The organism is Winslowiella toletana (genome assembly GCF_017875465.1).
Lineage (GTDB): Bacteria > Pseudomonadota > Gammaproteobacteria > Enterobacterales > Enterobacteriaceae > Erwinia > Erwinia toletana.
In genome coordinates, this window is the sequence record NZ_JAGGMQ010000001.1 from 4093435 (window position 1) to 4115167 (window position 21733).

Here is a 21733-nt window from a genome sequence, read left to right on the forward strand (position 1 = left end):
CGTCGGGAGCAGGCCATGAAGGAATTTGATTACCAGCAGGATTTTAAACGTATCGATTTTCGTCAGCACCCCGAACGCTACCAGGTGGGACGGGGTGAGCAGGGGGTGCTGATGGTGGAACCCTACAAAAGCGAAATTTTGCCGCACTGGCGCTTTAAAACTGCCGCAGTTGCAGAAATCTCGGCAAACAAAATAATGCAGCTGTATGAAGCGTATCGCGCGCAGGATGATTTTGTCGGCATGGATATGGCGCGTAAATTTATTCAGATGGGCTATACCCGCGCCCGCCGCTACGCCAACCATAAAGGTGGCCGCAAATACGATGCGGATCGTCAGGTTTTGCCTTATCAGCTTAATGAAGAGAAAGCCCGCGCGGCGGCGATTTTTAAAGCCCACTGGGACCAGATTCGCGCCGATAATGACTATTTAACGCGTAAAAAACAGCATCAGGCCCGCTATGGCTAAGGGCCGTTAATCCGTTTTACCCACTTCAGGTTCCGTCACGCCAATATCCCTTGATCCAATACTGCTGTGCGCAGCGGTTAGTTAGCATGAAAATTATGTGAGAGTTATCACTTTTTGCTCACCCTGAGATGGATGTCAGAAACAATATCAGCCATTATCACTGAATAAATAATCTTTAGTGAATATATATTCAGGTGGCACTGACAGATGGTCAGCCGATTTTTCGATCATCTTTCGTTGCAACCATATTCTTCAATGATAACAGGCTGATCTGGAGAACATCTCACTATGAGTACCTACAATTATCCCAAGTTCGGTGCCGGTTTATGGCACTTCGCCAACTATATCGATCGTTATGCAGTTGATGGTTATGGTCCGGCGCTCAGCACTATCGATCAGATTATGCAGGCGAAACAGGTGGAAGATTTATCCTATGTCGATTTGCCTTATCCGTTTACGCCGGGCGTCAGCCTCAGCGAAGTCAAAGACGCGCTGCAACAGGCCGGATTAAAGGCCATCGGCATCACCCCGGAAATCTATCTGCGTAAATTCTCGCGCGGCGCTTTTACCAATCCGGATCCGCGTGCGCGCGCCGAGGCGTTTGCCTTAATGAATGAAGCGGCTACCGTGGTGCGCGAAGTCGGGGCGAATTATGTGAAAGTCTGGCCGGGTCAGGATGGCTGGGACTATCCGTTCCAGGTTGACCATAAGAATTTATGGAAACTGGCGGTCGATGGCATGCGCGATCTGGCTGGCGCTAATCCGGATGTGAAATTTGCCATTGAATATAAACCGCGTGAACCACGGGTTAAAATGACCTGGGATTCTGCCGCGCGCACCTTACTGGGTATTGATGATATTGGCCTCGATAACGTCGGGGTCCTGCTCGACTTTGGTCATGCGCTGTTTGCCGGTGAATCGCCAGCGGACTCCGCACAGCTGATTATCGATCGCGGTCGTCTGTTCGGCATGGATGTTAACGATAATCTGCGCGGCTGGGATGATGACCTGGTCGTCGGTACGGTGCATATGACGGAAATTTTTGAATTCTTCTATGTGCTGAAAATCAATAACTGGGATGGCGTCTGGCAGCTGGATCAGTTTCCGTTCCGTGAAGACCATATTGACGCCGCGAATTTATCGATTCGCTTTCTGAAGCATATTTATCGCGCGCTGGATAAACTGGATATTGCTGCGTTGCAGGCTGCGCAGGCGGAACAAAATCCGCTGGCAGCGCAACGTATTGTGCAGAATGCATTACTGACTTCAATTCAGGAGTAGATTGCGGTTATTTATCCTTCGCCCTGGAGGGGCGAAGGATATCAATATGTTTTAGCGTGAATCTGCATCGGGATTGATATCATATTTCCAGCGCAGCGTTAAATTGCAGCTTACCGCGAGTCATCGCGCCATAAAAAAAAGGATCTACATTTTTTTCTGGCATTTACGCTTTAACGCATAAACTCATGATATATCACCGGGCACAACTCTTGATATGTTTTTCCGGCATCAAGTTTTTTTTGTAACGCAGAACTATCAGGTTCAAACCGAAAGAATGTTGTCTTAATGCCCAGTTTTATTGCTGCTTCTGCTTCGTCATATGCAATCTTTCCACCTCCCCAGACTTGTACTTCTCCATCATACTTGAGTACAGGATAAAGCATATAATAATGTATATTATTACCATCAACTTTTTTAGTCTCCCAAGTATTATCAGGATCAGGAACCCTGATAATGCTGACATCATTTTTAGCCAGATCGTTTTCGGGGGCCACTTCAGAAACAATGCCAATAAGTTTTATTTTTTCCTTAAGCGAGGCATATTCATTAACAACATCATAGACAACACCGATGCCTGCACTGGTTCCGCCACATACTAAAACTATCTGTTTATCCGCATGAGCAGCCAGGCAGCTATCCAGCTCAGATTTTAATGCTTCTTTTAATTTTTCCAGGTCTTTGTAGCCCAGGCCGGAATAACCTAGAAAGGTAATGCAATGGAAGCCCTGGTGTTGTTCTGCATCCCCCACAAACAGTTTATCGATTTTATCGGTTGTTGGGTCTGAAGCAGGTAGCATGCGGTGAAGAATTGTTGATGTGTTTTCATTGTAAATCTTAGCATATTCAGATGATACTCCTTTAGAGAGTTCTGAGTTGTTGATGATGATATTTGAATTTATAGCGTCCATATGGGTGACTCCTTTCGGTTTTAATAAGCCTGATAGAGAAGGTAAATAATGCCACCATTAATGAATTCTAAAATACGCTTAAAACAGAGTGTGGTACCAGTTAATACTCTGCCCCGACTGGTGAGGCCGGAGCGTAAAATCAGCACAGGCACGCATATTCCCGTACGGTATTATTTTGGCGCTTGAATTATCCAGTAATAAAACACTTAACCTTCCCAGATTTTCTGTCGCGCTACAGCGCAAAAGCGTTCCTGCTAACTGGTTAATTTCCGCCATGTTTCCTATGCTAAAAGCGTTACGGACTGCCCCTCAAATGCTCGTTGATCACTAAGGAAACTGATATGTCCATTCGCTGCAAATTGCTTCTGGCAAGTGTTGTGGTTGTAAGTGTGGCTCTTTCTGGTTGTACCTCAAAAGTAGCCGATAGTACCCATTATTCCGGTTTTCTCCCCGACTACAGCAAGCTGCGACCAGAGCAGTCAGCCAGCGGCAATCAGACCCTGCGCTGGGTTTCACCGGATTACAAATCGTCTGACTATCGCGGTATTGTCTATCCCCCGGTGATCTACTATCCCCGTGCATCGCCCAATGCGCGTGTCAGTCAGCAGACGCTGGATCAAATCAGAACCTATACCGACCAGCAAATGAAGGCCGCGGTGGCCAAACGTAAACCGCTGGTTACTCAGCCTGGCCCTGGCGTATTAGTGATGAAAACCGCGATTACGGCGGTCTCAGCGGAAAATCAGGGCGTACAGTTCTATGAAGTGGTGCCGGTGGCGGCAGTCATTGCCGGAACCATGGCCGCTTCGGGCCATCGTACGCAAGAGAGTGCCCTGTTTCTTGAGGTACAGCTGATTGACTCCCAGACCGGAAAACCAGTGATTGAAGTGGTGCGTAAAGGTATTGGCAAAAACGTCGCCAACAGCAATGCGCCAATTAACTTTGACGATCTGAAAACGCCGATCAACCTGATGGTTGAAGATACGGTTAATTTTAGTGCCACGCCCTGATTAAATTTTTGTAAACAGGCGTCCGGTCAGACCCGCCTGGCGCTATGTTTATAGCTGCACTTAATTATCGGGGGATTCTATGTCACGCCTGTTATCGACGCTGCTTGTCAGCCTGTCACTGCTTAGTTCCGCGCCGCTGCTGGCTGCCGGGGTCAAGGTTGAACAGCTCCAGGACGGACTGGAGCATCCCTGGTCGCTGGCTTTTCTGCCCGATAACCAGCATCTGCTGATCACTGAACGTTCTGGACAGCTGCGCCTGTGGAGCCAGCAGAACGGTTTATCGCCGCCGATTAGTGGTGTGCCAGAAGTATGGGCGCAGAGGCAGGGCGGGCTGCTTGATGTGGTTCTGGCGCCGGATTTTGCCCACAGTCGTCGCGTCTGGTTAAGCTATACCGAGGGCGGTGAGCAGGGTACAGGCGGCGCTTCGGTGGGTTACGGTGTATTAAGCGCCGATAATCGCCAGTTGCAGAACTTTAAAAAGGTGCTGGGTCAGCAACCGCTCTCCGGCGGCGCTAACCTTGGCACGCGCATGGCATTTGATGCCGACGGCTATCTGTATATCGTCTTTGGCGACAACTTTAACAGTTCCACTGCACAGGATCTGAATAAGCTGCAGGGTAAAATTGTGCGGCTGACGGCGGATGGCGCTATCCCGCCAGATAATCCGTTTGTCGGCCAGCCGAACGTCCGCGCCGAGATCTGGGCCTCGGGCTTACGTAATCCGCAAGGAGTGGCGCTTAATCCCTGGACTCAGCAGATCTGGGAAAGCGAACATGGCCCGCGCGGTGGGGATGAAGTGAATATTATTGCGAAGGGTAAAAACTACGGCTGGCCGCTGGCCACCTGGGGCATTGACTACAGTGGCGCGAAAGTGCCGGAGTCCAAAGGCAGTAAGGTGGCAGGCACTGAGCAACCGGCGTTTTACTGGAAAGTATCACCTGCGATTAGCGGTATGGCGTTTTATAACCACGCCCGTTTTCCGCAGTGGCAGAACGCGCTATTTATCGGCGCACTAAAACAGCAGAGCCTGATCAGGCTGACGGTAAATGGTGACAAAGTGACTGAGCAGGAGCGACTGCTGGCAGACCGCAACGCGCGTATCCGTGATGTGCGCGCCGGGCCGGATGGCTATCTGTATGTGCTTACGGATGAAAGTAATGGCAAATTACTGAAGCTGGCTGCCGAATAGTTTCGGTGGTGGCCAGCGCAGCTGGCCACCTGCACGCTTATCTCACCCAGCGACAAACTTCCCAGCCGCGCTTAAGTGCTTCCTGGTGCAGCCGCTCATCCGGGTTGATCACATGCGCATGATCGGCATGTTCCAGCATTGGCATATCATTCATTGAGTCACTGTACGCCCAGGTGCATGCAAAAGCCTGGTCGGTTTGCAGCGCTTTCCAGTCGCTAAGACGGCTGACTTTGCCCTCTTTGTAGGTCATGGTGCCGTAGGTGGCGCCACTGTAGCGGTCATCAACAATTTCCACGCCAATCGCCAGCGCACCGTGCGCACCCAGCTGTTGAGCAATCGGCACTACCAGGTGTTCGCCGCTGGCGGAGATCACCATAACCGTATCACCGCGTTGCTGATGCCATGCCATGCGTTCGCGTGCTGAGGGATAAACGCGCGGCAGAATATCGCGCTGAATAAAGCGGCGTATCCAGCCGGAGACGGTAAGCGTCGCCATGCCGGTTAACGGCGCGAGGGTGGTGCTCATATACTCTTCCATCGACAGCGCACCCTGGTAGTACTGCGCCATTAATGCCCGCTCCTGTTCGATCAATGCTTCTGGCGCGAAGCCCTGGGATACCAGCCAGCGCAGCCACAGACCGGTGCTGTCTTCACAAATCAGGGTTTCATCAAGGTCGAAAAGGGCTAAATCCATGGTGGTTCTCCTGTGACAAACTGAAATCAGGTTAGCGGATTTTTGTGACGGACTTAACTTTTCTGCGAAAAATCGGAATTTCACCCAGTTCTGCTGACGGCATTGCGAGGCAGAAAAATCAGCGGCATGGGGCGGCAAAGCCCAGAATTATCTAATAAACTCTAAAAAACTTTACCCTCATACTGTTTTTTTTACCCAGCCAAAAGGTTAGCGTATTGGGTTAAGTGCTGTTTGATAACGCCTTGAAACCTTTATTTTTTATATGGATACTCTGGTCTCGCCATGAATAAAACTCGCCTCTCTGTCAGTGTCCGGGCACTGGCTGCCAGCACCACCTTACTCCTGGTGACCTCTTCCGCCGCCATCGCCGAAGAGGCCCCGGCAGCGCCGCAAATTGACGCCAAAGCCTGGGTTTTAATGGATTTCGCCAGCGGCAAAGTGCTGGCCGAATCAAAAGCCGATGATCGTCTCGATCCCGCCAGCCTGACCAAAATGATGGCCAGCTATGTTACCGGGCAGGCGATTAAGTCGGGCAAAATCACTAACGACGATATGGTCACCGTGGGCAAAGACGCATGGGCCACTGGTAATCCGATTCTGCAAGGCTCGTCGCTGATGTTTCTGAAACCGGGCGACCGCATTCCGGTTTCTGAGCTGAATAAAGGTATTGTTATCCAGTCCGGTAACGATGCCAGCATTGCGCTGGCGGACTATGTCGCCGGCAGTCAGGACTCGTTTGTCGGCCTGATGAATAACTATGTTAAAGCGCTGGGCTTACAGAATACCCACTTTAAAACGGTTCATGGCCTCGACTCTGAAGGTCAGTATAGTACCGCGCGTGATATGGCGCTTATTGGTCAGGCGCTGATCCGCGATGTGCCGGAAGAGTACGCGCTGCATAAAGAAAAAGAGTTCACCTTCAATAATATCCGCCAGCATAACCGCAACCGTCTGTTATGGAGCAGCAACCTGAAGGTGGATGGCATTAAAACCGGCCACACTTCTGGCGCGGGCAATAACCTGGTGGCCTCCGCTACGGAAGGGGATATGCGCCTGATTTCGGTAGTGCTGGGCGCGGCAACTGACGGCATTCGTTTTCGCGAAAGTGAAAAGTTACTGACCTGGGGTTTCCGCTTTTATGAAACCGTGACGCCAATTAAAGCCAATACCGCCTTTTCCACCCAGCGTGTGTGGTTTGGCGACCGGCAGCAGGTTAATCTGGGTGTGGAAAAAGATGCGGCCATCACCATTCCGAAAGGGCAGATGAAGAACCTGAAGGCCAGCTTTACGCTGACGTCGCCGCAGTTGCAGGCGCCGTTAAAGAAATATCAGCCAGTAGGCACCATTGATTTCCAGCTAAACGGTAAGGTCATTGAGCAGCGGCCGCTGGTGGTGCTTGACGACGTGCCGGAGGGGGGCTTCTTTAGCCGCATCTGGGATTTTGTGATGATGAAGATTGATGGCTTATTTGGTAAGTGGTTCTCGTAATCAGCAGGGCGACGTTTTTGCCGCCCTGCTTTGGTGTTAACCGACCAGATTAAACATAATGCCGGAGATGGCGACCAGGCCAACCAGCACCACAAACAGGTTGCTGGCTGCGCCGCTGTATTTGCGCATCGCCGGCACCTTATTAATCGCGTACATCGGCATCAGGAACAGCAGTACGGCGATAATCGGGCCGCCCAGCGTCTCAATCATCCCAAGGATACTTGGATTCAGACTGGCGACAATCCAGGTGCTGACCAGCATAAACAGCGCGGTATAGCGATTCAGTTTAGCTTCAGCAATCTGCTTGCCACGACTACGCAGTGATTTCACCACCAGACCATTAAAGCCTTCGCGCGCGCCCAGATAGTGGCCGAGAAAGGATTTGGTAATCGCGACAATGGCGATAACCGGCGCCAGCCACGCCATCATCGGCGTATCAAAGTGGTTAGCGAGGTAAGAGAGAATTGAGATGTTCTGTGCTTTCGCTTCCGCCAGGTTTTCTGGCGTCAGGCTGAGTACGCAGCTGAAGACAAAGAACATCACGGTGATCACCATCATCAGATGGCTGAAGGCCAGAATGCGCGAGCATTTGCTGTCAGCGGCATCCCCGTACTCTTCACGTTTGGCGACCGCAAAAGCAGAAATAATCGGCGAGTGGTTAAAGGAGAATACCATTACCGGGATGGCCAGCCACAGCGTCATCAGCAGTCCGTGACCACTTCCGGCCAGCGACACATGATGAAAAATCGCGCTACTCCAGTTCGGGATCAACCACAACGCCAGCAGCATCAGCACCGCGACAAAGGGAAACACCAGCATACTCATGGTTTTCACAATCATCTCTTTACCAAAACGTACGATAGTCATCAGACCAAGCAGCAGTACCAACGCCAGCAATGCGCGTGGCGGTGCCTGCAGATGCAGCTGATGGGTAATAAAGCTGTCGACGGTATTGGTAATCGCCACGCTGTAGACCAGCAGGATTGGGTAGATCGCCAGGAAGTAGAGCAGGGTAATCAGCTTACCGGCGCCAACGCCGAAGTGTTCTTCCACTACTTCAGTGATATCCGCGCCGGGCTTGCTGCCAGAAAGCACAAAACGACATAAGCCACGGTGAGCGAAAAAGGTCATCGGGAAAGCCAGCAGCGCCATAATCACCAGCGGAATCAGTCCGCCAATACCGGCATTAATCGGCAGAAACAGCACTCCGGCGCCAATCGCCGTGCCGTATAAACCCAACATCCACATGGTGTCGCTTTTGCGCCACGTCATCACGCTTTGCTGTTTATCATCCGTTAGAACAGCGGTTTGAGACGAGTTCATGACCTTCTCCAGTGTTGCCCGTAATAGAAGAACAATTAATTAACCACCGACGATTTATTCTGACTGGCTCTTGCAGAATTAATCGCCTGGAACGGCAGTGATTAACCATAACTATTTTTTATGGCGCACACTCTACCATCGGAATAAGCAGATAGCAGCGTAAGTTTCGCCATCCCGGGTGATCATGATCACAACTGCGCTAATAAAATCAGACCATTAACCTGCCTTAATGGTTTTTTGTCTGTTGTATATGCTGCTAATGTTTTATCTGATAGTGGTAACTACTGTATTTTCATCGCTAACGAATGATTACATAGCGTTGTGATTGGTGATTTTTTATTCAGCATGAAATTTAAATTGATGAAAATCAATGTATTATTATAGGATAAAGTTATGGGTGTTTAGAGAGTAATCAATTTGCGCAACAGGAGATTAATAACCGTTCGTGTAAGGGATTTATTGCGCAAGTATTAACAGTTGTGCGAAAGGATATTAATTAACAGAGAGAATTTAATAAGATGAAAATAATCGGCCCGCATAATGGCGGGCCGGAAAGATTAATTACGCACCCAGCCTTTACGGATAGGGAAAGCAAACAGCGTACGGTACAGCTTGCTCAGCAACTGCATCAGCGCGGTACCGTAGAACTGCCACGCTACCTGCGAGAACAGGCAACCCAGCATTCCGACCAGCAGACCGCCGAGCATATCCATAGGCCAGTGAACGCCAAGATAGACGCGTGACCAGGCAATGGCGATGCCGGTAAGCATCAGTACCGCCCCGGACCAGCGACGGTGCCAGAGTAAAAACGCCAGCGCAAAGGTGAAGATGGTGGTGCCATGATCGCTTGGATAAGAGTAGTCCGGCGCATGCGCAAGGAACTGATAGCCGAAACTAAGGGTAAACGGACGCGGATGCGGAAACAGCGCGCCAAGGCAGAAGGAGATAGCCAGCGCATATAGCAGCGCAATGCCGGTTTTCAGGACCAGTTCACGTTGCGAATGGACACGATCTTTTGGCCCCCACAGCCACAGTGCAACAATCAGTAACGGGACAATGGCGATCAGATCCTTAGCCAGAAAGGTAGCCAGTGAAATCAGCCACTGTGGTGACGCCGGGGTGGCGTTAATCCAGAGAAACAGTGCGCGATTAAGCGTTTCCATTATCAATTTTCCTCTTCCTGTTAAGCAGATACCAAAACCAAAGCCGACCGTTCCGCTCAGGGAGCTACGGAAAAATCAGTCAAAATAAGTGCATAGCCTGGAAGCGCCGTCGTCGCAGGTAAATGGAAATTTTCCTAATCACTATCGATGTTTCAGTTTGGTTTAAGTTTGATGACGGAAAAATGACGTTTATATAAAAGCGAGAGGAAAAAATCGATTGTCTGCCGCATAAAAAGCATAAAAAAACCCGCTAATCATAAGATTAACGGGCTCCACAATTGGGGGATTTCAAAGAAAAGCAGTGGCATTAATTAAGACTGTGGCCCTGAATAAAAGTTCTGATCAATTAACAATTATTTTTTAACTATGTAAAATCGGCCAGATAATCACAATCAGGGTGCCCGCGAGGGTCAGCAACACATTGGCAATAGCATAGGTTCCGGCATAGCCCAGCGCCGGAATATTGCTGCGCGCAGTATCACTGATAATCTCCATCGCCGGTGCGCAGGTACGCGCGCCCATAATGGCGCCAAACAGCAGCGCGCGGTTCATTCGCAGCACCCAGGCGCCAAACAGGAAGCAGATCACCACCGGCACCAGGCTTACCGCCAGCCCGGCGACCAGCATCTGCCAGCCCGCGCTGCCGAGGCCGTGAGTAATGCCGCTACCGGCGCTCAGCCCGACGCCAGCCATAAACACCATCAGGCCAAACTCTTTCACCATGGTCAGCGCACCCTGCGGAATATAACCAAAGGTCGGATGGTTGGCGCGCAAGAAGCCAAGCATAATACCGGCAAACAGCAGACCTGCGGCATTACCAATACCAAAACTGAAACCGCTAAACTGGAAGGTGATCATGCCAATCATCAAACCAATAATAAAGAAAGAGCAGAATGCCAGCAGATCGGTAAGCTGACTGTGAATGGAGATAAAGCCGATGCGATCCGCGACGGTTTTTACCCGGCGCGCTTCGCCGCTAACCTGCAGTACATCGCCCTTATTCAGCATAATGCTGTCGTCGATCGGCATTTCTATCTGACTGCGGATCACCCGATTAAGGAAGCAGCCATGGTCGGTCAGTTTTAACTGGCTCAGCCGCTTATTCACCGCATTATTATTTTTGACCACAATCTCTTCGGTGACGATGCGCATATCCAGCAAATCGCGATCGAACACCTCTTTACCGTTACGGAAACTGGTATCCAGCCGTGAGTGTGCATCCGGATAGCCGACCAGCGAGATCTCATCGCCTGGCTGCAGCACTGCATCACCATCCGGGCTGGCCAGAATACCGTTACGCCGAATTCGCTCAATATAGCAGCCGGTGGCGCGATAGATGCCCAGCTCGCGCAGATTTTTGCCGTCAGCCCAGGCCACCAGCTCCGGGCCGACGCGGTAGGCGCGGATCACCGGCAGGTAGACTTTGCGGATGCTGTCAGTATCCAGCCCGCGCTCGCGCGCAATCTGTTGCGCGCAGGTAGGCAGATCCTGATGTTGCAGTTTTGGCAGATAGCGCGCGCCAAAGATCAGGCTGACCAGTCCGACGAGGTAGGTGAGGGCGTAGCCGAGGCTGAGATTATCCTGCATACGGCTCAGGGCTTGCGGGTCGCTGATGGTCTGGCGCAGGGTGTCGCCAGCGCCCACCAGCACCGGAGTGGAGGTCATCGAACCTGCCAGCATGCCGGCGGTTAAACCGATATCCCAGCCCAGCAGTTTACCGAGGCCGAGCGCCATTATCATCGCGCTGAGCACCATCACCACCGCCAGCATCAGGTAATTTTTACCGTCGCGGAAGAAGATTGAAAAAAAGTTAGGCCCGGCTTCCACGCCGACACAAAAAATAAATAACATAAACCCGAGATTTAGCGCCTCAGTATTTATTACGAAGTGTTGTTGCCCCAGCAGCAGAGAGACCACTAAAACGCCAATGGAATTACCCAGTTGTACAGAACCTAAGCGTAATTTTCCTAAGCACAGTCCTAAAGCCAGTACTACAAATAATAACAGGATGTAATTCCCGCTTAACAATTCGGCGACGTTTATGTTCACAGGTTAACTTCTTGTTTACCAGCAAGTTGTTGATAGAAATAAATTTATGCGCTAACGTTTATCTGACTGTAAGCGGACGCGACGCTGTTTTTAGCGCCCGGTAGCGGAATTTATGCAGGGATAAATTAAAGCGAGAATATTTTAATCACTTATTTATTTTTCAGCCAGTAAAAACAACGCGTTTTTAAATTTTTGGCATTATCTTTTCTTGAATTAACACCGTGGTTAATTCAACGGCAGGCTATCGAACAGAATCAGCTGAGGACCCGCTATGTTGTTACAGGGCGTCCGTTTATCGGGCGTATTGACTTGTGTCATGTTGTTTTGTGCGGTGTTTATCATCGTACGTTTCGGTATGGCCGTTGATAGCCCCGGCGAAATCCGGGTTCAGCCAGGCATGCTGCTGTTTATCCTTCCCGGTGTACTGGCCGGGGTCACTGCCCGTGAGGCGCCGCTCAGCGTGGCACTTGGCGGCGCGTTGCTGTCAATTCCACTTTGTCTGCTGTTGTCGCATACGCGTTTTATTGTTGCGGCAAGTTTCTGGCAGGAGCTGGCGTGGTATGCCAGTGCGCTGTTCTGGTGTGGATCCGGCGCGCTGGTAGTGATGCTGTGGCGGGCGATGTTTGGCTCGCGACCGCGCTCGTAGGCAAATAACAGCCATAAAAAAACCGGGTATCGCTACCCGGTTTTTTTTCTTACGCTGGAATTACTGGAACAGGTTCAGGTTCTCTTTGGCGTAAGCTTCAAAATCAGTGCAACCGCCGATATGTTTCTGATCGAGGAAGATTTGCGGCACAGTTTCAACCGGTTTACCCACAGTTTTCTCCAGGTCAGCTTTGCTGATGCCTTCTGCGTGGATATCAATATAACGGAAGTTAAAATCTTCACGCTCTTCGGTCAGTTTTTCAGCCAGCTCTTTCGCGCGCACACAGTAAGGGCAGCCCGGACGTCCAAAGATCACTGCAAACATAGGTAACTCCTCAAAGGTTAGATTCTGTTCTGTGATTAACATCACATTTTATCGCTTAATGGGCTTATGATGCCCGCTTCGTTTGCTGAAAGGAAGAAGGAATTGCCTGTTAATCTGATTTGCACAGACTATGCAGAAGACCGCTGATTAGGCTTTAATATGTGGCTGCCGACGCATCTGGCAGGCGGGCGGCGAGAACGCCGCCCCTACTTTAGGGTATCTGAAACATCGTAGGGGAGTCGTTATCGACTCCCGCGCAGCGGAGGTTAACATGCGTGCATTTGCTCAATTACCTAAAGCGGTGCTGGTACTGGAAGTGCTGGGCATTTTACTGCTGGTGCTGGCGATGCTGTCGGTAAACCAGTGGCTGACGCTGCCCGACTGGCTGAGCGGCAAAGCTGCCGCCACGCTGATGTTTTTTGCCGGTGTGCTGTTAATGCTGCCCGCAGCCGTCACTCTGATGTGGCGTACTGCGCAGGCGCTGGCGCCTCAGCTGCTGGGCAGCGGCAGGCACCAAAACAAAACCACCAAAACCGGAGATTCTGATGACGCCGACCATTGATTTATTGCGTTCACATCGCTCGATTCGTGCTTTTAACGAACAGCCGATTACCGATGCACAACGCGAGGCGATTATTGCCGCCGCGCAGTCGGCTTCGACCTCAAGTTTTTTACAGTGCTCGTCAATTATTCGCATTACCGATCCTGAACTGCGTCAGCAGCTGGTTGAGCTGAGCGGTGGCCAGAAGTATGTCGCGCAGGCGGCGGAGTTCTGGGTATTCTGCGCTGATTTTCATCGCCACCTGCAGATGTGTCCGGATGCACAGCTGGGGCTGGCGGAGCAACTGCTGCTGGGTTGTGTCGATACTGCCCTGATGGCGCAAAACGCGCTGGTCGCCGCCGAGTCGTTAGGGCTGGGCGGGGTATTTATCGGCGGCATCCGCAATAATATCGCGGCGGTCAGTGAGTTGCTTGACGTGCCAAAACATGTGCTGCCGCTGTTTGGCATGTGTCTCGGCTGGCCGGATCAGCAACCGGATGTGAAGCCACGCATGCCGGCTAAAATGCTGGTGCATGAAAACCGTTATCAGCCGATGGATACCAGCGTGCTGGATGAGTATGACCAGCAGTTGCTGGATTACTATCAGCAGCGTGACAGCCATCAGCGTACTGATACCTGGAGCGCGCATATTCAGCGCACCATGATTAAAGAGAGCCGCCCGTTTATTCTCGATTTCCTGCATAAACAGGGCTGGGCAACACGTTAAAATTGTCTGTGAGGCTTGCTGGTGAAAATTGCGATTCTATCCCGCGACGGTAATCTCTACTCCTGCAAACGCCTGCGCGAAGCTGCGCTGGCGCGCGGGCATCAGATCGAGATTATCGACCCGCTCTCCTGCTATATGAATATCAATCCGGCCTCAGCGGCACTGCACTATCGTGGTCAGCCGCTTGGCCACTTTGATGCGGTGATCCCACGGATTGGCCCGGCCACCACATTCTATGGCATGGCGGTGCTACGCCAGTTTGAAATGTGCGGCAGTTATCCGCTGAATGAGTCGGTGGCGATTACCCGCGCCCGTGACAAGTTGCGCTCGTTGCAGCTGCTGGCGCGGCAGGGGATTGATATGCCGGTCACCGGCTTTTCCCATTCGCCGGATGACAGCCGCGATTTAATCGATATGGTGGGCGGTGCGCCGCTGGTGGTTAAACTGGTGGAAGGAACGCAGGGGATTGGCGTGGTGCTGGCGGAAACCCGGCAGGCGGCGGAGAGCGTGATTGAAGCCTTTCGCGGCCTTAATGCCCATATCCTTGTGCAGGAGTATATTAAGGAAGCCCGGGGTTGCGATATCCGTTGCCTGGTGATTGGCGATCAGGTAGTGGGCGCCATTGAGCGGCAGGCGAAGGAGGGGGATTTCCGCTCCAATCTGCATCGCGGCGGCACTGCGCGGCGGGTGGAGATCAGCCAGCGCGAACGGGAAATGGCGGTTAAAGCCGCTACCACGCTGGGTCTGGATGTGGCTGGCGTCGATATTTTACGTGCTGCACGCGGGCCGTTAGTGATGGAAGTCAACGCGTCGCCGGGTCTGGAAGGGATTGAAAATATTACCGCGCTGGATATTGCCAGCCTGATGATTGAGTGGATTGAGCGCCATGCCTGCCCTGGCTTCAGTCTGAAAACCGGCGGTTAAGTGCCATATTTCACTCATCGGCGTAGTGTTTGCGACACTTTTTCCGTAAGCTGTGCGCTCTTTAATTGGCGGCATGAGGCAGTAGGTTATGGATTCACTCGTCGTTCCAGATATTGACGTGTTACGACGTTGGCTGGATCAGCAAAGTATCACCTGGTTTGAGTGCGATGCCTGCCAGGCGCTTCATCTGCCGCATATGCAAAATTTTGATGGCGTTTTCGATGCCAAGCTCGATCTGGTCGATGACGTTATTCTGTTTTCCGCGCTGGCTGAGGTGAAGCCCACCGCGCTGATCCCACTGGTGGCCGATCTGTCGCAGATCAATGCCAGTTCGCTGACGGTTAAAGCGTTCCTCGATATTCAGGATGATAATCTGCCAAAACTGATTGTCTGCCAGTCGATAGCGATCACCGCAGGTGTCACCATCGGTCAGTTTTCGCACTTTATGAAACAGAGCGAAGAGCAGATTTCGATGGTGATCCTCGAGGCGTTTGCCAACAATTTATTAGTGGTTGGCGAGGATGACGATCGCACGTCGATTGTCACGCGGCAGTCAATGTTGCACTAAAGCGGTTCCCCGCTGTTTAAATGCCGCTTTTTGCGGCATTTTTCATTTTTACCTCACCACTTTTTATTCTGCATTTTGCCCTTAATTGCCAGATATTTCGCGTGGCTTATGCCATAACTGGCGTATCACATAGAAGAAACATGCATAAAAAATCGATAAAAGGCGTTTTTTACGCTGAGGGCTGGCCTGTACCTGCTTGCGGGGCTATTCTTGCGGGGCTGCATTTCGCGTGCAACACCCGCGCAGGTATAGGTTTTTTCTATTAAACAGCGCGTGAATATTGATTCATTGTAAGCCGGTATTTTTTAACTTAAATGATCAGCGATAGGATGTTTATCAGTCGCTTGTTCTGCATAACCGTTTGGCCTGTTCAGGAGGAAGTAAAACATGTTCAACCAACGTAAAAAATGGTTGTCAGCCGTGGTTGCCGGGGCGTTGATGGCGGTTTCCGCTGGCACAATGGCAGAACAAAAGACGCTGCACGTCTATAACTGGTCAGACTATATCGCGCCGGATACGGTGGCGAATTTCGAAAAACAGAGCGGCATTAAAGTCGTTTATGACGTCTTCGACTCCAATGAAGTGCTGGAAGGCAAACTGATGGCCGGTAGCACCGGTTATGATGTGGTGGTGCCTTCCTCCAGCTTCCTTGCGCGTCAGCTGGAATCCGGCGTGTTTCAGCCGCTGGACAGGAGCAAACTGCCAAACTACAAAAACCTCGATCCTGAGCTGATGAAGAAATTAGAGCAGCACGATCCGGGCAACAAATACGCTATCCCGTATCTGTGGGCGACCACCGGTATCGGCTATAACGTCGAGAAGGTGAAAGCGGCACTGGGTAAAGATGCGCCAGTCAACAGCTGGGATCTGGTGCTGAAACCGGAAAACCTCGAAAAACTGAAAAGCTGTGGCGTCTCCTTCCTTGATGCACCGGAAGAGATTTTTGCTACCGTGCTGAACTATCTGGGTAAAGATCCTAACAGCAGCGACGCGAAAGATTACTCTGGCGCGGCCACTGATCTGTTGTTGAAACTGCGTCCGAGCATCCGTTATTTCCACTCTTCGCAGTATATTAACGATCTGGCTAACGGTAATACCTGTGTGGCCATCGGCTGGGCAGGGGATATTCTGCAGGCGAAAGACCGTGCCATCGAAGCCAAAAATGGCGTCGATATTGCTTACAGCATTCCAAAAGAGGGCGCACTGGCGTTCTTCGATATGCTGGCAATTCCAAAAGATGCGAAAAATGTCGATGAAGCTTATCAGTTCATCAACTATCTGATGGAGCCGAAAGTTATCGCTGAAATCTCTAATAAGATGTTTTATGCCAGCGGCAATAAAGCCTCTGTGCCACTGGTTGAAGCCGATGTCCGTAACAACCCGGGGATCTATCCAACCGAGGCGGCGATGGCCAAACTGTTTATCCTGAAAGTGCAGGATCCAAAACTTGACCGTGTGCGCACCCGTGCATGGACTAAAGTTAAAAGTGGTAAATAATCGTTAACAGTGGGCGGCGATAACGCCGCCCCTACGATGATTCAGATACCCTCTGTAGGGGCGGCGTTATCGCCGCTCGTCAGAAAGATAACAGATAAAACAACAGAGGCTCTGTACTGGCCTCTGTTGTGTCATTTAACGGCCTTGCCGTTTATTCCCGCTTCGCACCGGAGAGTAATGTTAGTGAACGACGCGATCCCTCGTCCGCAAAATAAAACCGCAAAGGCGTTAACGCCGCTGCTGGAAATCCGCAATCTGACCAAATCCTTTGATGGTCAGCACGCTGTTGATGATGTCAGCCTGACCATCTATAAAGGCGAAATCTTTGCTCTGCTTGGCCCGTCGGGTTGTGGCAAGTCGACCTTATTGCGCATGCTGGCCGGTTTTGAGCCGCCAACGCAGGGCACTATCTGGCTGGACGGACAAGATTTGTCGCATGTTCCGCCGTATCAGCGGCCGATTAATATGATGTTCCAGTCCTATGCCCTGTTTCCGCATATGACGGTGGAGCAGAATATCGCCTTTGGCCTGAAGCAGGACAAACTGGCGCGCGGCGAGATCGCCAGTCGGGTGGAGGAGATGCTGGCGCTGGTGCATATGCAGGAGTATGCCAGACGTAAACCTCACCAGCTCTCTGGCGGTCAGCGTCAGCGTGTAGCGCTGGCGCGCAGCCTCGCCAAACGGCCAAAGCTGCTGTTGCTGGATGAACCGATGGGCGCGCTGGATAAAAAACTGCGTGACCGCATGCAGCTGGAAGTGGTCGATATTCTTGAGCGTGTTGGCGCCACCTGTGTAATGGTGACCCACGATCAGGAAGAGGCGATGACCATGGCGGGACGGATTGCGATTATGAATCGCGGTAAGTTTGAGCAGATTGGTGAGCCGGAAGAGATTTATGAACATCCAACCAGCCGGTACAGCGCCGAATTTATCGGCTCAGTTAACGTGTTTGAAGGGTTGCTGCGTGACCGTCAGGAAGATGGTCTGGTGATTGACAGCCCGGGGCTGATTAACCCACTGAAGGTCGATTCTGACGCCTCGGTTACCGATAACGTGCCGGTGTTTATCGCCCTGCGCCCGGAAAAGGTGATGCTGTGCGATCAGCCTCCGGCCGATGGCTGTAACTTTGCCGTCGGTGAAGTGGTGCATATTGCCTATCTCGGTGACTTGTCGATTTATCATGTGCGCTTACGCAGCGGCCAGATGATCTCTGCCCAGTTGCAGAATGCGCATCGCTTCCGCAAAGGTGCGCCAACCTGGGGTGATGAAGTCCATCTCTGTTGGGATACTGACAGCTGTGTGGTGCTGACGGTCTGAGTTGAGGGAAGTATGAGCCAATATCACGAAACATCCACTGAACCAGCGGCCGTCAGCGCGCAGGCAGTCCATGGCCTGCCCGGACGTTTGTTGCTGCGACATGGGCGCAAGCTGGTGATCGCACTGCCTTATCTGTGGCTGATCCTGCTGTTTTTGCTGCCATTTTTAATTGTGCTGAAAATCAGTTTCGCCGAAGTGGCGCGCGCCATTCCGCCGTATACCGATCTGATTAGCTGGGCCGACGATCAGTTTAGCCTGATCCTGAATCTCGCCAACTATTTGCAGCTGACCGATGATCCACTCTATGCCGATGCTTACCTGCAGTCGCTGAAGCTGGCAGGGATTTCGACCATTATCTGTCTGCTGATCGGCTATCCACTGGCGTGGGCGGTGGCGCAGAGTAAACCGTCGGTGCGCAATATCCTGCTGTTGCTGGTGATTCTGCCGTCATGGACCTCATTCCTGGTGCGCGTTTACGCGCTGATGGGGCTGCTGAATAACAACGGTGTTCTCAACCATTTTCTGATGTGGGCGGGGGTTATCGATCACCCGCTGGAAATCCTCTACACCAATATTGCGGTGTATATCGGTATTGTTTACTGCTATCTGCCGTTTATGGTGCTGCCGATCTATACCGCGCTGACGCGTATCGACTATTCGCTGGTGGAAGCGTCGCTGGATCTCGGCGCCGGACCGCTGAAAACGTTCTTTAAGGTGATTGTCCCGCTGACGAAAGGCGGCATTATTGCCGGTTCGATGCTGGTGTTTATCCCGGCGGTCGGCGAGTACGTGATCCCGGAACTGCTCGGCGGCCCGGACAGTATTATGATTGGCCGTATTATCTGGCAGGAGTTCTTTAATAACCGCGACTGGCCAGTGGCGTCGGCGCTGGCGGTGATTATTCTGTTGATCCTGATCCTGCCGATTATCTGGTTCCATAAGCATCAGAATAAAGAGATGGGAGACAAAGCATGAATAATCTTCCTGCGGTGCGTTCGCCGTGGCGCACCGCGATTCTGCTGGTGTGTTTCAGCCTGCTGTATGCGCCAATGCTGTTGCTGGTGGTCTACTCGTTTAACCGTTCTCAGCTGGTCACTGTGTGGGAGAGCTTCTCCTTCCACTGGTACAAGGTATTGTTCCAGGATGACGCGATGATCAGCGCGGTGACCCTCAGCCTGTCGATTGCGGCGCTGGCCGCGACCGCTGCGGTGGTGCTGGGAACCATCGCGGCGGTGGTGATCGTACGCTTTGGCCGTTTTCGCGGTTCAACCGGCTTTGCCTTCATGCTGACCGCGCCACTGGTGATGCCGGATGTGATCACTGGTTTGTCGCTGCTGCTGCTGTTTGTGGCGATGGGACACGCTATCGGCTGGCCGAGCGATCGCGGCATGCTGACCATCTGGCTGGCGCATGTCACGTTCTGTACCGCCTATGTGGCGGTGGTGATTAACTCGCGTCTGCGTGAGCTGGATCGTTCCATCGAAGAAGCGGCGATGGATCTGGGCGCCACACCGTTAAAAGTGTTCTTTGTCATTACCGTACCGATGATTGCGCCGGCGATTGTTACCGGCTGGCTGCTGGCCTTTACCCTGTCACTGGATGACCTGGTGATCTCCAGTTTTGTTACCGGCCCGGGCGCAACCACACTGCCAATGCAGATCTTTGCTACGGTACGCCGTGGGGTGAATCCGGAAATCAACGCACTGGCGTCGCTGATTCTGTTTGTGGTCGGTATTGTCGGCTTTATCGCCTGGCGCTTTATGGCCCATGAAGAAAAGCAGCGGGTTCGCGATATTCAGAAAGCAAGACGTGGCTGAAAGCACAATATTTTGCCAAAATAATGATTAGCGAAAGGGATAAACCTTAAAGAGCGGCCTTTCTGGCCGCTCTTGTTGATCATTGGTCCGCCAGCGCCGGGCCTGCAGGAGAGAAAGTGGATGTCGGATCTGTTCAGAGCGGGGCAAAGTATGACTGAACCGCGCTCCGCGATTCCTGTACCGGTATTGATCGCCGGTAGTGCAATTATCGCCACCCGCTGCCTGAGCGTGCTGCTGCTGGCGAATGAGCTGGGCTACGAAGAGATTGCTGATTTTGTGCACCGCAGTGCGCAGGCCTGGGACTCTACGTTGATCTTTATTGCCAGCCAGCTGATCTTCTTTATTGAGTTGCGTTGCGCCATCGTACTGATGCGCGGCGCCAACTGGGGACGCTGGGGCTATGCCATTACCCAGTTGGTGGTGATGTTGTATATGCTGGTGGCGTCGCTGGGCTGGGTCTATCCGGAAATTTTCAGTATCAGCGGCGCGACCAATACGGAAATTATCCATACCCTGATACTGCAAAAAATCCCCGATCTGGTGGTGCTGATACTGCTGTTTGCCCCTGCCAGCAGTCGGGCGTTTTTTCGCAAGAAATAATGCTATAATTCCCGCCGTTTTTCAGGTGATGACTACTACACAGGCTTTATCATGCACTGCGCGCTTTATCAGGCGGATCGTTGTCGATCCTGCCAGTGGCTGGAAACCCCTTATCCACAACAGCTCTCCGTAAAACAGTCCCATCTTGAACAGCTGCTGGCTGAGCATGCGCCCGCTGAGTGGCGTGAGCCGGTAATCTCGGCGCAGCAGGGATTCCGCAATAAAGCCAAAATGGTGGTGAGCGGCAGCGTCGAACGCCCGCTGCTCGGGATGCTGCATCGTGATGGAACACCGGTCGATCTGACCGCCTGTCCGCTCTATCCGGCATCGTTTAACGCCGTTTTTGCGCAACTGAAGCCATTTATCGCCCGTGCGGGTCTGACGCCTTACAATGTGGCGCGCAAACGCGGTGAGCTGAAATATATCCTGCTGACGCAAAGCAGCCAGCAGGGGGCGCTGATGCTGCGTTTTGTGCTGCGTTCCCACAATAAGCTGGCACAGCTGAAAGCGGCGCTGCCGTGGTTACAGCAGCAGCTACCGCAACTTAGCGTGATCTCCGCCAATATCCAGCCGGTGCATATGGCGATAATGGAAGGCGATGAAGAAATTGCGCTGAGCGATAATCAGGCGCTGGCGGAGCAGTTAAACCATGTGCCGCTGTTTATTCGTCCGCAAAGCTTTTTCCAGACTAACCCGCTGGTGGCTGCTGAACTGTATGCCAGCGCGCGCGCCTGGACCAGCGAACTGGCGGTGACGCAGATGTGGGATCTGTTCTGTGGCGTCGGCGGTTTTGGTCTGCATTGCGCCACGCCGCAGATGAGCTTAACCGGCATTGAGATCAGCGCCGAAGCTATCGCCTGCGCCCGCCGTTCGGCGGAAATGATGGGACTGGAGAAAGTGCAGTTTGCCGCGCTGGATTCAACGCAGTTTGCTACCGCTAATGGCGCGGTGCCGGAACTGGTGCTGGTCAATCCGCCGCGTCGCGGCATTGGCGCGGAGCTATGTGACTATTTAAGCCGGATGGCGCCGCAGCATATTCTCTATTCCAGCTGTAATGCGCAGACCATGGCGACAGATATTGCGCGGCTGCCAAACTATCGTATTGAGCGGGTACAGCTGTTTGATATGTTTCCGCATACCGCGCATTACGAAGTGCTGACGTTACTGAAGCGAATGGCTCAGGGGCGACGTTAGCGCCGCCC

22 protein-coding genes are annotated in these 21733 nt (G+C 52.2%); 16 read left to right on the forward strand and 6 right to left on the reverse strand.

Annotated elements, in window-relative coordinates; all coding sequences use genetic code 11:
* Window positions 1-15: 15 nt before the first annotated feature.
* Window positions 16-465, forward strand: a complete 450-nt coding sequence (locus J2125_RS19095; RefSeq protein WP_017802408.1) for a DUF4385 domain-containing protein — start codon at window positions 16-18, stop codon at window positions 463-465.
* Window positions 466-753: 288 nt separating this feature from the next.
* Window positions 754-1746, forward strand: coding sequence for a sugar phosphate isomerase/epimerase family protein (locus J2125_RS19100; RefSeq protein ID WP_017802409.1), 993 nt, complete (start codon window positions 754-756; stop codon window positions 1744-1746).
* Between the two features lie 170 nt (window positions 1747-1916).
* On the opposite strand, the gene J2125_RS19105 is transcribed toward J2125_RS19100, so the two are convergent.
* Window positions 1917-2654 carry a hypothetical protein gene (locus J2125_RS19105; RefSeq protein ID WP_017802410.1) on the reverse strand — a complete coding sequence of 246 codons (738 nt, stop codon included), beginning with the start codon at window positions 2652-2654 and terminating at the stop codon, window positions 1917-1919.
* A 341-nt stretch (window positions 2655-2995) separates the two neighbouring features.
* On the opposite strand from J2125_RS19105, the gene J2125_RS19110 reads away from it, so the two are divergent.
* Complete coding sequence (locus tag J2125_RS19110) at window positions 2996-3664, forward strand: DUF3313 domain-containing protein (RefSeq protein ID WP_209499522.1); 669 nt, start codon at window positions 2996-2998, stop codon at window positions 3662-3664.
* Window positions 3665-3743: 79 nt separating this feature from the next.
* Window positions 3744-4853: a PQQ-dependent sugar dehydrogenase gene (locus tag J2125_RS19115; RefSeq protein ID WP_017802412.1), complete on the forward strand. Its 1110-nt coding sequence runs from the start codon at window positions 3744-3746 to the stop codon at window positions 4851-4853.
* 37 nt (window positions 4854-4890) lie between these two features.
* Here the strand turns inward: J2125_RS19115 and J2125_RS19120 are convergent, their stop codons facing one another.
* A complete protein-coding gene (locus tag J2125_RS19120) occupies window positions 4891-5547 on the reverse strand; it encodes an HAD family hydrolase (RefSeq protein ID WP_017802413.1) in 657 nt (218 codons plus the stop codon).
* A 282-nt stretch (window positions 5548-5829) separates the two neighbouring features.
* On the opposite strand from J2125_RS19120, the gene J2125_RS19125 reads away from it, so the two are divergent.
* Window positions 5830-7035 (forward strand): serine hydrolase, encoded by a 1206-nt coding sequence (locus tag J2125_RS19125; protein ID WP_017802414.1) that lies wholly within the window; start codon window positions 5830-5832, stop codon window positions 7033-7035.
* A 36-nt stretch (window positions 7036-7071) separates the two neighbouring features.
* On the opposite strand, the gene J2125_RS19130 is transcribed toward J2125_RS19125, so the two are convergent.
* From J2125_RS19130 to J2125_RS19140, 3 genes are all read right to left on the reverse strand, one after another.
* Window positions 7072-8358 carry an HAAAP family serine/threonine permease gene (locus J2125_RS19130; RefSeq protein ID WP_017802415.1) on the reverse strand — a complete coding sequence of 429 codons (1287 nt, stop codon included), beginning with the start codon at window positions 8356-8358 and terminating at the stop codon, window positions 7072-7074.
* A 557-nt stretch (window positions 8359-8915) separates the two neighbouring features.
* Complete coding sequence (gene ybjG, locus J2125_RS19135) at window positions 8916-9521, reverse strand: undecaprenyl-diphosphate phosphatase (protein ID WP_209499523.1); 606 nt, start codon at window positions 9519-9521, stop codon at window positions 8916-8918.
* 360 nt (window positions 9522-9881) lie between these two features.
* Window positions 9882-11570, reverse strand: a complete 1689-nt coding sequence (locus J2125_RS19140) for an aspartate:alanine antiporter (RefSeq protein WP_026111880.1) — start codon at window positions 11568-11570, stop codon at window positions 9882-9884.
* 271 nt (window positions 11571-11841) lie between these two features.
* Between J2125_RS19140 and ybjM the strand changes: the two genes are divergently transcribed.
* The gene (gene ybjM / locus J2125_RS19145) at window positions 11842-12216 is read left to right on the forward strand and encodes an inner membrane protein YbjM (protein WP_026111881.1); all 375 of its coding nucleotides are present in this window, start codon (window positions 11842-11844) and stop codon (window positions 12214-12216) included.
* A gap of 60 nt (window positions 12217-12276) precedes the next feature.
* Here the strand turns inward: ybjM and J2125_RS19150 are convergent, their stop codons facing one another.
* A complete protein-coding gene (locus J2125_RS19150) occupies window positions 12277-12540 on the reverse strand; it encodes a GrxA family glutaredoxin (RefSeq protein ID WP_017802418.1) in 264 nt (87 codons plus the stop codon).
* A gap of 271 nt (window positions 12541-12811) precedes the next feature.
* Here J2125_RS19150 and J2125_RS19155 point away from each other — a divergent pair, with 271 nt between their 5' ends.
* From J2125_RS19155 to rlmC, 10 genes are all read left to right on the forward strand, one after another.
* Window positions 12812-13102: a YbjC family protein gene (locus J2125_RS19155; protein ID WP_017802419.1), complete on the forward strand. Its 291-nt coding sequence runs from the start codon at window positions 12812-12814 to the stop codon at window positions 13100-13102.
* Window positions 13086-13808, forward strand: a complete 723-nt coding sequence (gene nfsA / locus J2125_RS19160) for an oxygen-insensitive NADPH nitroreductase (RefSeq protein ID WP_017802420.1) — start codon at window positions 13086-13088, stop codon at window positions 13806-13808. Before J2125_RS19155 ends, nfsA begins: the two co-directional genes overlap by 17 nt.
* A 21-nt stretch (window positions 13809-13829) precedes the next feature.
* Complete coding sequence (gene rimK, locus J2125_RS19165; protein WP_026111882.1) at window positions 13830-14732, forward strand: 30S ribosomal protein S6--L-glutamate ligase; 903 nt, start codon at window positions 13830-13832, stop codon at window positions 14730-14732.
* 88 nt (window positions 14733-14820) lie between these two features.
* A complete protein-coding gene (locus J2125_RS19170) occupies window positions 14821-15300 on the forward strand; it encodes a YbjN domain-containing protein (protein WP_017802422.1) in 480 nt (159 codons plus the stop codon).
* A 387-nt stretch (window positions 15301-15687) separates the two neighbouring features.
* Entirely contained in the window at window positions 15688-16797 is a 1110-nt protein-coding gene (potF, locus tag J2125_RS19175; protein ID WP_017802423.1) for a spermidine/putrescine ABC transporter substrate-binding protein PotF, read from the forward strand.
* Window positions 16798-16980: 183 nt separating this feature from the next.
* Window positions 16981-18114, forward strand: a complete 1134-nt coding sequence (gene potG / locus J2125_RS19180) for a putrescine ABC transporter ATP-binding subunit PotG (RefSeq protein WP_085939536.1) — start codon at window positions 16981-16983, stop codon at window positions 18112-18114.
* A gap of 12 nt (window positions 18115-18126) precedes the next feature.
* On the forward strand, window positions 18127-19089 hold the full coding sequence (potH, locus tag J2125_RS19185; RefSeq protein WP_017802425.1) for a putrescine ABC transporter permease PotH: 963 nt from the start codon (window positions 18127-18129) through the stop codon (window positions 19087-19089).
* The gene (gene potI, locus J2125_RS19190) at window positions 19086-19931 is read left to right on the forward strand and encodes a putrescine ABC transporter permease PotI (protein ID WP_209499524.1); all 846 of its coding nucleotides are present in this window, start codon (window positions 19086-19088) and stop codon (window positions 19929-19931) included. The genes potH and potI overlap by 4 nt, the downstream gene beginning before the upstream one ends.
* Before the next feature lie 120 nt (window positions 19932-20051).
* A complete protein-coding gene (locus tag J2125_RS19195; RefSeq protein WP_017802427.1) occupies window positions 20052-20531 on the forward strand; it encodes a YbjO family protein in 480 nt (159 codons plus the stop codon).
* A gap of 51 nt (window positions 20532-20582) precedes the next feature.
* On the forward strand, window positions 20583-21725 hold the full coding sequence (gene rlmC / locus J2125_RS19200) for a 23S rRNA (uracil(747)-C(5))-methyltransferase RlmC (protein WP_017802428.1): 1143 nt from the start codon (window positions 20583-20585) through the stop codon (window positions 21723-21725).
* The last annotated feature ends 8 nt before the right edge of the window (window positions 21726-21733 follow it).